Source organism: Rossellomorea aquimaris, from assembly GCF_003315075.1.
Lineage (GTDB): Bacteria > Bacillota > Bacilli > Bacillales > Bacillaceae_B > Rossellomorea > Rossellomorea aquimaris_C.
The window spans coordinates 50,960-62,834 of sequence record NZ_QNRJ01000004.1 but is presented as its reverse complement, the minus strand read 5'-3'; the positions used below and the strand labels follow the sequence as shown (position 1 = coordinate 62,834).

Sequence of the window (11,875 nt, the reverse complement as noted above, 5' to 3'; positions counted from 1 at the left end):
CGAGCCATATGGGTGACATGTTGGAAAATGTTGAAGTTACTATAGTGGGAGCTTTTGATACAACTGCTTATGCAACTCCCTACACTGATCCACTTGGAGAATTGGTGAAGGAGCATAAGTGGATTATTTAAGAGGAGTTTGTTGATGCAGGGTATGAACTACTAAAGCCAGGTACTAAAATTAATACGACGGCAGCACATATGGAAGGTATGAAAGAATCCATTCAAACAATCGATTATGCTGAAAAAACAACTGTGTATATGGTTGACTTCACGACTACTGATGGTCTTGAAGTTACAAATCATAATTGGGTTACAGAAGGTGAGCTAAAGCCCCTATTAAATTGAATGCGACAAAGAAATAATTTGAACTGTTATCATGAAAGGGTGATTATGTATGATGGGATTGGGAATGATGCTAAACATGCTAATTTGGATAGTGATAATCGGATTTGCTATTTATGGATTTATCATGTTAATAGTAAAACCTTTTGAAAATAAGTCTAATAAAGCTCTAAGTATTCTGAAAGAACGGTTTGCGAATGGAGAAATCTCAAGGGAGGAATTTGAAGAGAAAAAAACTCTCCTACTTGAAAGATAATAGCCTCATTTATATACAAACCAATAAGAAAGGAACTGATTGCCCGTTATTGGGGCATTATCAGTTCCTTTTTTCTGTGCATATTTGTGGAATTCAGTCTCCATATTTTCTACACATTTTTCAATTATAGTAAAACCTGTGAGAATCAGAAGTTACAAAGAAGGGTTGAATCAAAGTGAGTAACGTTAAATGTGAATGTGGCCACCAAATTAAAGCAGGAACAGAGTTTTGTGAATCATGTGGAAAGCCAATTACGCTTATTGAAGGTCAGAAGTTATTAAATATGCGCTATGAAGGGGTAGCCAGAAGATCCAAAACCAGTCAGAAAACGATTGTCGATAAGATATGGAATTTCTTTTCTTCTGTAAAGGTAGGGATATGGATTATATTTTTAACACTTGTTGCTTCTGCTATAGGAACATTTTTACCACAAGAAATGTATATTCCACAAAACATAACACCAGCGGACTTTTATAAAGACCAATATGGAACTATAGGTTTTTTATTTTATAGTTTAGGTTTTCATAATTTATATGGATCCTGGTGGTACATGTTGCTGCTGGCCTCTATGGGCTTGTCATTAATTATTGCTAGCTTGGACCGGGTTGTTCCGTTATACCGCGCACTTAAAAAACAACGTGTTACACGCCATGATAGCTTTCTTAAAAGACAAAGAATATTTGGAGTTACACCTATAATAGACCACCAAGAATCCATAGAGAAAGTATCAAATAATCTAAAAGAAAAGCGGTATAAGGTTAGAAAAGAAAATGGGAATATACTCGCAGAAAAAGGCAGGTTTTCACGATGGGGTCCGTATGTTAACCATTTGGGACTTATCATCGTACTGATTGGTGCCATGTTACGCTTCTTTCCAGGTATGTATGTAGATGAAATATTGTGGGTTCGTGATGGGGAAACGGAAACAGTACCCGGTACTGACAGAAAATACTATATTAAAAACGAGAAATTTATCTTTGAAACATACGGAGAAGAAGATGAAAAATTCCAAGAAACAATTGATGAAGTAGGAAATACAATACCAAAGACTTATCAAACAAATGCAATTCTTTATAAAAATAAAAATCAAGGTATGGCAGGGGCTAAACCAGAATTAGTTCAAATTAAGGAAGGGCCAATTACTGTTAATAACCCTATGAAGATTGAGGGCTTTGCTTTTTATCAGACAAGTTATAGGCAAGGTGAATTCCATAAAATGAGGTTTGAGTTAGAAGAGAAGGAAAGTGGAGAAACTTTTGGAAATATTGAATTGGATTTGTTGAACCCTAAGACTAATTTTGATCTTGGAAATGGATACAGAGTTGAAGTGTTAGATTACTTCCCTGACTTTGAATTTGATTCCGAAGAGGGGCCGATAACAAAATCCAGCCTCCCGAATAATCCAGCATTCATTTTTAAAATGTTTACACCTGAAACTCCAGAGGGAGAAACTAGTTTTGTTGCAATTCAACAGAATTTAGAACCGCTTGGAGAAAATCAGTACAAAATGACTTTCTCTGGATTGGATGTAAGGAGCCTGAGTGGGTTGACTATCAGGAAAGACCATACTTTGTGGATATTGGGGATTGGTGGTTTCATTTTCATGATTGGGTTAATTCAAGGGCTATATTGGAATCACCGCCGAGTATGGGTGCAAGTTCACGGGGATGAAGTATTGATTGCAGCTCATACAAGTAAAAACTGGTACGGTATAAAAAAAGATATTGAATATGTTGTTGAAAGTACAGGTTTAAATATACCCGCAGACCAAGCAGAAGATAAAGGAGAGAAAAAAAATGATTGACATTAGTAATTACCTATTGGGAGGAGCATTTTTTACTTATTTAGTAGGAACGATATTCATTTGGGGATCGCTTTCTTCTCAAAGTAATAAATCGGCCTCCAGGTCAAATAGGTGGGGAGCAATTTCTTTAGTTCTTTCACTTTTGGGTCTTTGCCTTCAATTTGGCTACTTTATTATTAGGTGGATCGAAATTGGCCATGTACCAGTAAGTAACATGTTTGAATTTACAACATTTTTAGGAATGATGGTTGTTTTAGCACATGTTGTTATGTTTTTTATATATAAAACGAATATAATAGGCCTCTTTAGCTTACCAACTGCTTTAACCATCATAGCATATGCTAGTGTCTTCTCAAAAAAAGCCTCCCCGTTAGTCCCTTCTTTACAAAGTTACTGGTTGAAAATTCATGTAACAACAGCAGCACTGGGAGAGGGAATACTTGCAATTAGCTTTGTGGCAGGTTTTATTTATCTATTACGAGTGGTTGATCAATCGAGAAGAAGTAAGAGTACCTTTGGTATTGAATTTGTCTTTTACTCTATTATAAGCACTCTTGCGTTCGCCATGATCTCCTTTGCCTTTACAGCAATGGAGTTCGAGACGACGTTTAAGTGGGTTAGTGAAACACAGCAAGAAGAAGAGTTGGTCTATAAGCTACCAGCTATTGTTGGACCTCCTAACGGGGAAGTAGTAAACAGCTCTCATTCATTTAAATCAATTACAGAAGCCCCTTCTTGGTTGAATGGGAGCCAAGCCCCACGTAAATTAAATACACTAGTTTGGTCACTTTTTGCTGGAGGAGTCCTATATTTTTTACTCAGGCTTTTATTCCTGCAGCGAATTGGTGCAAAGATCCAGCCTTTGTTAAAGAATATTAACCCTGAACATTTAGATGAAATAAGCTATAGATCTGTCATGATTGGATTTCCGGTATTCACATTAGGTGCTCTAATATTTGCTATGATCTGGGCTCAAGAAGCTTGGTCAAGATTTTGGGGATGGGACCCCAAGGAAGTCTGGGCGTTAATAACATTTCTATTCTACGCAGCTTACCTTCATCTCCGATTATCTAAAGGATGGGAAGGGCAGAAATCTGCATGGCTTACCGTTTTAGGGTTTGTGATTATAATGTTTAATTTAATTGTGGTAAATCTCGTCATTGCTGGCCTGCATTCGTATGCATAGGAGGATTTTATGGATAAAAAGAAAAGAAGGTTAGTTATAAGGACAATATTATTATCTGTATTTGTTACTTTGATTGGATATGTGCTTTATACAAATCTTACAAATAGCAATAATGGAGTAGTCCAGACCGGGGATCAAGCCCCTGATTTTCAGTTAGAAACTTTAGAGGGAGAGATCGTTAAATTAAGTGACTATAAAGGGCAAGGCGTTTTTTTGAATTTTTGGGCAACGTATTGTCCCCCTTGTAAAGAGGAAATGCCTTATATGCAAAATCAATTTGAAGAGTTTAAATATAAAGGAGTGACTATACTGGCTGTCGATGTAGGGGAACCTAAAGTAACGGTTGATAAATTTGCCAAAAGGTACGGCCTTACATTTCCAATACTCTTAGATCAAAATCAAGAAGTGCTGGACTCTTATGGAGTCGGTCCTATTCCGGTTACCTTCCTGATCGACGAAGAAGGGAAAGTAGTAGATAGAGTAACAGCAAGTTTATCAGAAGAAACAATAAAAAAGTACATGCATTCTATAATGCCTGAAAAATATAAAGATTGAAGGGAGTAATCTGCTCCCTTTTTCTAATGGAAGGAGTCGGAATTTCCTATGACGGATGTAAATGCCCTTTTTGCATTCGGAGCGGGTGTTTTATCATTCATCTCTCCCTATTGTTTGCCCCTTTATCCGGCATTTTTATCCTATATAACGGGAATGTCTATAGAGGAGAAATAAAAGAAAACAACAATAACCTGGTAAGAAGGAGGGCAATCCTTCATACAATCTTCTTTTTACTAGGCTTTACATTAATATTTGTAGCCATCGGATTCTCAACTTCCTTTATTGGAACTTTTTTTCTTAAATACGATGATTTAATTAGACAAGTTGGCTCACTTTTAATTATCTTTTTTGGACTCGTAACCATTGGAGGTATAAAGCCTTCATTTTTAATGAAGGATATGAAGGTGTTGTCATTTAGAAATAGGCCAGCAGGGTATATGGGCTCAAGCTTGATAGGTGTAGGGTTTGCTGCTGGGTGGACACCTTGTACAGGTCCGATTTTAGCCGCCGTCATTGCTTTAGGAGTTACGAATCCAAGTCAGGCTTTATTCTATATGTTGATGTATTCTCTAGGCTTTTCTATACCTTTTCTAGTAATGGTATTTTTTATTGGTAAATTGAAATGGATAAAGAAGTACAACCTCAAGTTTATAAAAGTCGGCGGTTACTTTATGATAATTATGGGTGTATTCTTATTGCTTGATTGGATGACAAAAGTGACATCGTTTCTTTCTAACCGATTCTTTGGTGGGTTTACCGGTTTTTAAGCATTTCTGGAGGGATTTAGATGAAAATAAAAAACTCAACATGGACCATAATAACTATTGTTATTATCTTCCTATTAATAAATTTGTTTATTAATATTTTCACTGACAATAATCAAAATCCGAAGAAATCGGATAATAATATTATAAATGGAAACATCCAAACTCATTAAAGTTTAAGGGGAATTAGTTATGCCATCTTCCTATTGCATCGTACTAAAAAAAGGCTTATTTTTGCTGCTGTTTTTTATGTTTATTTATCCACCACTAACTGGTCTGGCTCATTCCAGTCTTGAGAAAACTTACCCTAAGGAAGGAGAAAAATTGAATTCCAGTCCTGAATCCATTGAGGTATGGTTTCAAGATCCCGTTGTCCTGCACTCAGAGTCTATAAAGGTAAAGGATAACAGTGGGAATTATATAGATACTGGAAAAGCGTTTGTTGACCCGGTGGATAAAACCCATATCATAAGTAAAATACCAGGGGATCTGCCGTCTGGATTATACATTGCTGAGATTAATGTGATTGCGCTAGATGGTTTTGTCATTAATGAAGAATTAAAGTTTCAAGTTACTAATGATGAAGAAATTATCAAGCAAGACAGTTTTAAGGTATTAAAATATTCACCCGTAGATGGTGAGATTACGAACCAATCAGTAAATCAGATTGATCTTTGGTTCAATAAACCAGCTGAAATTACAGCAATAGGTGTTTTCGACGATAAACAGAAATCAATACGCTTAGGTTCACCACAGATTGATCCTGAAAATCCAAATCATCTTTCTGTACCATTTGAGGAAACGCTTCATTCAGGTACTTATCAGGTAACTTGGTATGCAAGACCTCTTGAGGCAGAAGTTAGTCAACCAGATATAGTAAATGTATTTTATTTTGCGGTTGATGAATTCACTCCCATACAACAATCGATTACCGGGGAGCCTAAAGGGTCTTTTTCTCTCCCAAATTTAAGTTTAAAGCAACTTGGGTATTGGTTTGTGTTTGTTGGACTTACCATTTTATTTGGCGGATCATTCTTTCTGAAGTTTATTTCAAAGGAGAAAAGGAACTTAAAGTGGAGGAAGATATCCCCTCTATTCTTATCATTAGTAATATTAGGGGAAGTGATTATCATGGTTCTTCAGAAGGGTGAATTGCAAGGTCTTTCATTTGAAGAATTCTTGAAGTTGAAATTCACTTGGATTCCATTATTACAAATTTTGTTTCTTTTACTCGGATACTTTATCAATAGGTATCAAATTTACTTTTATAGTATTCCTGTGGTATTGATGCCATTTGTCGTCGGCCATGCTGCTTACCCACGATATGGCGGATTTATCACTATGGGTATTAATGCTCTTCATCTGCTGGCAGCAGCTGTTTGGATTGGGGGGCTTTTCATCATCATTATCCATCCTGAAAAAGAGGATATGAAAAGATGGATAACAGTGGTTATTCCGAGGTTTGGAAAATGGGCACTGCTAAGTTTAGTGATCATAATAGTGACAGGATTTATCATGACCTTTCAGTATGTACCTTCATTTTCTGTAAGTAGTTTTGTTGAAAGTGAATGGGGCAAGGTATTAATTATAAAAATTATTATTACTATGTTAGTTTTAATCATTGGTTTCTTTCAAAGAAAAACTCTAAAAAAGTGGACAGAGAGCACTCTACGCCTTATTATCCAACGAGTACGAGTTGAAATCATTTATGCTTCTATTATATTATTACTCGCTTCTTTACTAGTTATTTCAACTCCAAGTGTAGCTGAACAGGGAGTCTATCCTCAAACCTTGGGAGATGAGAGAGAGGAATTAGAAGTTGGTTTTTCACCATTAACACCAGGCTTGAATGTCTTAACAATGGACTTCAGTGGTAAGGCTGTGAAGGAAGTAAAAGTATACCTGTCTATGCCGCCAACGTATAATGTTGAATACAAAACATTTAAAGTAGATGAAAACACATTTAAAATCACAGGGAATTTATTGCATGCATCTGGCACAATGAGTATGGAAGTTGCAACGTTCTATCAGGATGGAACGAAAGAAAAGTTCCTTTACAAAGTCGTTGTTCCTGGTGAGTTAAGGTTTAATGAATAAGCCCTTTGCATAATTAAACTAGGTTTGTTAGTAACATGAATATATAAAGTGAAACTGCAAACAATAAAGTGAAAAGAATTTAGTTGAAAGGGTGTAGTATTGATGAATAAGAACGACTTACAAGAATGTTTAACTGAATGTGAAAGTGCTTTAACACATTTAAACAAAGCGATGACAAAGGCGCATGCAGGCTCTAAGCAAAAAATGGAGCATGCGGCAAAAGACTTAGAAGAATGTATTCGTGAATGTCGTAGCTTGCTTTAAATAAACCGTATTATTCTAAAGAAAATATAATAACACCTTCGATTTTGAAATAATCGGAGGTGTTTTATTTATTTTTTTATTAGTGTAGGTTGTAGTTTCTGTAGGGAAAATCAGTTTCAGACGCGATGTGACGATCTTCTAGATTTATAAGGCAAATACAGGGTAATTTACTAAGAATTAGATCGTGTGGACATCAAATTTCACTTTAGGAGGATTAGTGTGACTGAGTATGAGAAACAAAGTATTTCGCTTATAGGGGCAGTGGGACTGGGGACCGGTGTTATGATTAGTGCCGGTATATTTGCTCTCCTCGGTCAAGTAACTGAATTAGCTGGGGTATGTTTTCCCCTCATATTTATTATTGGAAGTATTGTAACAGCTATTAGTGCGTATTCCTATGTAAAAATGAGTCAACAGTTTCCCTCAGCAGGCGGTATAGGAATGTTTCTGGTAAAAGCTTATGGAAAAGGGACGATAACTGCATCTGCAGCATTGCTCATGGCTTTTTCCATGGTCATAAACCAAAGCCTTGTGGCTAGAACATTTGGAACATATATACTTCAGCTATTTGAGGGGAGTCAAGCAGACTGGCTTGTACCACTTCTAGGCGTGGGGTTATTGGTGTTTTCATTTATAGTGAACATTTCTGGAAATTCCTATATTCAAAGTTTTACTTATGTTGCATCCTTATTGAAAATAATTGGACTGACTACAATCGCTTTAGCTGGTATATGGGTTGCTGATTTCACCTTTACTCCTGTTAATAACGATAATTCTACTTTAGATATACCAATGGAAAACTATATAGCAGCAACAGCTCTTACAATTCTGGCTTTTAAAGGGTTTACAACCATCACGAATAGTGGGGAAGAAATAACAAAGCCAAAGAAGAATATCGGAAAAGCCATCGCAATATCCATCTCCATAAGTATAGTTGTATATGTGTTGCTGTCTTGGGCTGTGTTTACCAATTTATCAATAACAGAGATTATTAAGGCAAAAGACTATGCTTGGCCGAAGATTCAAGACCAGCATTTGGTGATACATGTGTGGATTACAGTAATTATTGCTATTATTGCCACCATTTCAGGGATTATAGCGTCCGTATTTGCGGTTTCGCGAATGTTGGCCATGCTTACAGAGATGAAACTCATACCTCATAAACATTTTAAAATGCCTTTTGATAGTAGTAGTTGCTGCTATCCTTATCATGATAACTTTTGCAGGAGAAAGGTTATTTTTAAATCGGTATAGCAAAAAAATGGTTGACCCTATACCTTACTACAGACTTTATAATGGCTATGAAAGGAGGATGAATATGATTGGATTATCGATTAGTATGATAGCGAAGCAAGCAGACATAAATCTACAAACGATCAGATTTTATGAAAAACGAGGTCTCCTGCCAGAACCACCTAGAAGTGAAAGTGGGTATAGAGTTTATTCGGAGGAATATGTTGCACGAATTAAGTTTATCAAAAGAGCCAAAGAACTTGGTTTTACTCTAGATGAAATAAAACAATTATTGACAATATCGGAGGGTGGGCATGATGCTCAGACCATAAAGAATTTCACATCTGAAAAAATAATGGAAATCACTAAAAAGATTAATGATTTACAGCGAATAAAGGGTACATTGCAGAAATTATCAGATGAATGCCCGGGGCCTGGTGTGCCTTCTAGTGAGTGTCCCATTATACAAGACCTTACAGAGTCTAATTAAATCTTCAACCAATAGGGTACGTTGTTAGTGAGAATGATTGATGAATATCTTTTTATGTATGCTAGGATGCGTGAAAAGTTCTCGCTCTAGACAAGCTAAACAGCAAGCACACTGACTAAAAAAGAATTTAAAAAGGAGGGTTTAATATGAGTAGTGAAGCAAAATCCCGGGAGGCGGACGAACAAAGTTCTTTGGGGATTATAGGAATGACATGCGCCTCATGCGCAACTAGGATCGAGAAAAATTTATTAAAACTTGATGGGGTGAATAAGGTAAATGTGAATCTGGCCAACGATAAAGTAAGTGTAGCTTACGACCCTTCCCAAACATCTTTTGAGTCTATTATAGATAGAATAGAAAAAACAGGTTATGAGGTTCGTGATGAAAAAACGACATTGGCAATATCCGGTATGACTTGTGCAGCATGTGCCACTCGGATAGAAAAGGGACTAAATAAAGTAGATGGAGTAGTCAATGCAAATGTAAATCTGGCCAATGAAAAGGCAAGTATTGAATATATTCCAGGAAGAACCAATATATATCAGCTGATTGCTGCAGTAAAGCAAGCAGGGTATAGCGCAACATTTTCAGAGGCTGCTACCGTAGATGCAGAAAAGGAAACGCGTGAGAATGAATACAAATCCCAAAGAAATAAGTTCCTATTAGGTGCACTTTTATCCGTGTGGTTCTTACCGCAAATGATTTCTGATCTTCAAGTCCATTATGGATGGGATGTTGGATTTCAATACCATATCAATCCTTGGATTCAGCTATTATTAGCAACACCAGTCCAATTTTTTGTAGGTGGTCATTTTTATAGGGATGCGTTTAATGCACTCAGAGGTGGAAGTGCTAATATGGCAACGCTTGTTGCCTTAGGAACTTCCGCAGCTTACTTTTATAGCCTGGTTATAACCCTAATTGGAGCAGAAGCAGGGCTCTATTACGAAGCATCCGCAATAATAATTACACTAATCGTTTTTGGGAAACTTTTGGAAGTAAGAGCAAAAGGTCAAACTTCGGATGCAATTAAAAAGTTAATGGGGTTACAGGCAAAAACAGCAAGGGTTATACGTGATAGAGAAGAAATAGATATTCCCATCGAGGAAGTAGTTGTAGGAGATGTTATCTTCGTTCGAGCAGGTGAGAAAATACCAGTTGATGGAGAGATAACAGAGGGAAACAGCACCATCGATGAATCAATGCTCACTGGAGAGAGTTTGCCTGTTAGCAAAAATGTTGGTGATCCAGTAATTGGTGCCACTGTCAATAAACATGGTTCTTTCAAGTTTAAGGCAACTAGGGTAGGGTTGGATACAGCTCTAGCACAGATCATTAAGCTTGTCGAAGAAGCGCAGGGCTCAAAAGCTCCAATTCAGAAACTTGCTGACAAAATCTCCGGGGTTTTTGTTCCGGTTGTTATCGGAATAGCATTAGTAACGTTCATAATCACCTTTTTCGTGAATGGATTTACCCCTGCCCTTGTAAGTGCAGTTGCTGTTCTAGTAATTGCATGTCCTTGTGCACTCGGTTTGGCAACACCCACAGCAGTGATGGTAGGAACAGGAAAAGGAGCCGAGAATGGTGTTCTAATAAAAGGGGCAGAACACTTAGAGAGTGCCCATCGTGTAACCACAGTTATTTTAGATAAAACTGGTACGATTACAAAAGGCGAACCAGAAGTGACTGATATTATTTCATTGAAGAACTTTCAAGAAGAGGAATTGCTTCTACTAGCAGGTTCTGCAGAAAGAGGTTCTGAGCATCCACTTGGAGAAGCAATTGTAAATGGCGCTAGAGAAAAAGGTCTTTCATTAAGTGATCCTGTTAATTTTAACGCAATTCCCGGCCATGGTATCGAAGTAACAGTCGAAGACAAAACAATTCATATTGGTAATAAAAAATTAATGCAAAAAGAGGGAATTCCTTTTGAACTAATAGTCAAGCAAATGGAAGAGCTTGAGAGCGAAGGAAAAACAGCAATGTTGATGGCAATCAACAATGAACTTGCTGGTCTACTTGCCGTTGCCGATACGGTAAAAGAAACATCAGTAGAAGCTATCGCTAGATTAAAAAAATGGGTATAGAAGTGTTAATGATTACAGGCGATAACCAACGTACAGCAGAGGCAATTGGCAAGCAAGTTGGTGTTAATCGAATATTGGCAGAAGTACTTCCTCAAGATAAGTCTGCAGAGGTAGAAAAACTAATGCAAGAAGGAAAAATAGTTGCAATGGTAGGAGATGGTATCAATGATGCTCCAGCTCTTGCTATAGCAGATATCGGAATTGCCATTGGAACAGGAACGGATGTTGCTATTGAAGCAGCAGATGTGACACTAATGCGGGGAGACCTAATGGGAATTGTAGACACCATTCGACTTTCCAAAACCACGATGCGTAAAATAAGACAAAATCTATTTTGGGCATTCGCATACAACACGATTCTAATCCCCGTTGCAGCAGTAGGATTACTTAATCCCGTACTTGCAGGTGCTGCAATGGCGTTTAGCTCCGTATCGGTCGTTGGTAATACATTATTTTTACGAAGATGGAAACCTTCCAGAGCTGTATAATAAATTTTGGAGACTGGGACAATACTAAAAAACCACGATATAAAGACGAAAATTAGTAGTGTAGGTTCTGAATACCGCTAATGATTTCCGTGCAAGTCTACGCTTTCCGCGGGTAGCTCGTGAGCCTCCTCGGCAAGCCTGCGGGGTCTCACATAAGCTACTTTTCCCGCAGGAGTCTTCGTCTTGCACTCCAATCAACCGCTGGAAAGAGCTAAAATCATATGTACCGTAAACAAATAAAAAACCCGAACAAATCTGCCTACTAAAAAGCAGAATAGTTCGGGTTTTATTTAGACTAAAACACTTT

10 protein-coding genes and 2 pseudogenes are annotated in these 11,875 nt (G+C 37.2%); all 12 read left to right on the top strand.

From position 1 onward, the window contains the following. The first annotated feature begins 8 nt into the window (after positions 1-8). Positions 9-131, top strand: a complete 123-nt coding sequence (locus DET59_RS22315) for a DUF1541 domain-containing protein (RefSeq protein WP_113968852.1) — start codon at positions 9-11, stop codon at positions 129-131. Between the two features lie 69 nt (positions 132-200). Continuing rightward, positions 201-347: a DUF1541 domain-containing protein gene (locus DET59_RS06710; protein ID WP_113968850.1), complete on the top strand. Its 147-nt coding sequence runs from the start codon at positions 201-203 to the stop codon at positions 345-347. A 49-nt stretch (positions 348-396) separates the two neighbouring features. After that, positions 397-600 carry an SHOCT domain-containing protein gene (locus DET59_RS06705; protein ID WP_113968849.1) on the top strand — a complete coding sequence of 68 codons (204 nt, stop codon included), beginning with the start codon at positions 397-399 and terminating at the stop codon, positions 598-600. A 175-nt stretch (positions 601-775) separates the two neighbouring features. Then, on the top strand, positions 776-2,404 hold the full coding sequence (resB, locus tag DET59_RS06700; protein WP_113968847.1) for a cytochrome c biogenesis protein ResB: 1,629 nt from the start codon (positions 776-778) through the stop codon (positions 2,402-2,404). Then, positions 2,397-3,590: a c-type cytochrome biogenesis protein CcsB gene (gene ccsB, locus DET59_RS06695; protein WP_113968846.1), complete on the top strand. Its 1,194-nt coding sequence runs from the start codon at positions 2,397-2,399 to the stop codon at positions 3,588-3,590. The genes resB and ccsB overlap by 8 nt, the downstream gene beginning before the upstream one ends. Before the next feature lie 9 nt (positions 3,591-3,599). After that, entirely contained in the window at positions 3,600-4,145 is a 546-nt protein-coding gene (gene resA, locus DET59_RS06690; protein ID WP_113968845.1) for a thiol-disulfide oxidoreductase ResA, read from the top strand. Positions 4,146-4,193: 48 nt separating this feature from the next. Further along, positions 4,194-4,912: pseudogene (locus tag DET59_RS06685) on the top strand (cytochrome c biogenesis CcdA family protein). 189 nt (positions 4,913-5,101) lie between these two features. Beyond that, complete coding sequence (locus tag DET59_RS06680) at positions 5,102-7,006, top strand: copper resistance protein CopC (protein WP_113968844.1); 1,905 nt, start codon at positions 5,102-5,104, stop codon at positions 7,004-7,006. A gap of 102 nt (positions 7,007-7,108) precedes the next feature. Further along, the gene (locus DET59_RS21585) at positions 7,109-7,270 is read left to right on the top strand and encodes a hypothetical protein (protein WP_181778080.1); all 162 of its coding nucleotides are present in this window, start codon (positions 7,109-7,111) and stop codon (positions 7,268-7,270) included. Positions 7,271-7,489: 219 nt separating this feature from the next. Continuing rightward, positions 7,490-8,524, top strand: a complete 1,035-nt coding sequence (locus DET59_RS06675; RefSeq protein ID WP_258549599.1) for an APC family permease — start codon at positions 7,490-7,492, stop codon at positions 8,522-8,524. A 64-nt stretch (positions 8,525-8,588) separates the two neighbouring features. Next, on the top strand, positions 8,589-8,993 hold the full coding sequence (locus DET59_RS06670) for a MerR family transcriptional regulator (RefSeq protein WP_113968842.1): 405 nt from the start codon (positions 8,589-8,591) through the stop codon (positions 8,991-8,993). 146 nt (positions 8,994-9,139) lie between these two features. Continuing rightward, positions 9,140-11,568, top strand: a pseudogene (locus DET59_RS06665) (heavy metal translocating P-type ATPase). Positions 11,569-11,875 lie beyond the last annotated feature (307 nt).

Bases quoted from the DNA above. Each gene is read 5' to 3' on its own strand.
- DET59_RS22315 (WP_113968852.1), top strand. From the start codon at position 9: ATGGGTGACATGTTGGAAAATGTTGAAGTTACTATAGTGGGAGCTTTT.
- DET59_RS06670 (WP_113968842.1), top strand. From the start codon at position 8,589: ATGATTGGATTATCGATTAGTATGATAGCGAAGCAAGCAGACATAAAT.
- DET59_RS21585 (WP_181778080.1), top strand. From the start codon at position 7,109: ATGAATAAGAACGACTTACAAGAATGTTTAACTGAATGTGAAAGTGCT.
- resA (WP_113968845.1), top strand. From the start codon at position 3,600: ATGGATAAAAAGAAAAGAAGGTTAGTTATAAGGACAATATTATTATCT.
- ccsB (WP_113968846.1), top strand. From the start codon at position 2,397: ATGATTGACATTAGTAATTACCTATTGGGAGGAGCATTTTTTACTTAT.
- DET59_RS06680 (WP_113968844.1), top strand. From the start codon at position 5,102: ATGCCATCTTCCTATTGCATCGTACTAAAAAAAGGCTTATTTTTGCTG.
- DET59_RS06705 (WP_113968849.1), top strand. From the start codon at position 397: ATGATGGGATTGGGAATGATGCTAAACATGCTAATTTGGATAGTGATA.
- DET59_RS06710 (WP_113968850.1), top strand. From the start codon at position 201: ATGGAAGGTATGAAAGAATCCATTCAAACAATCGATTATGCTGAAAAA.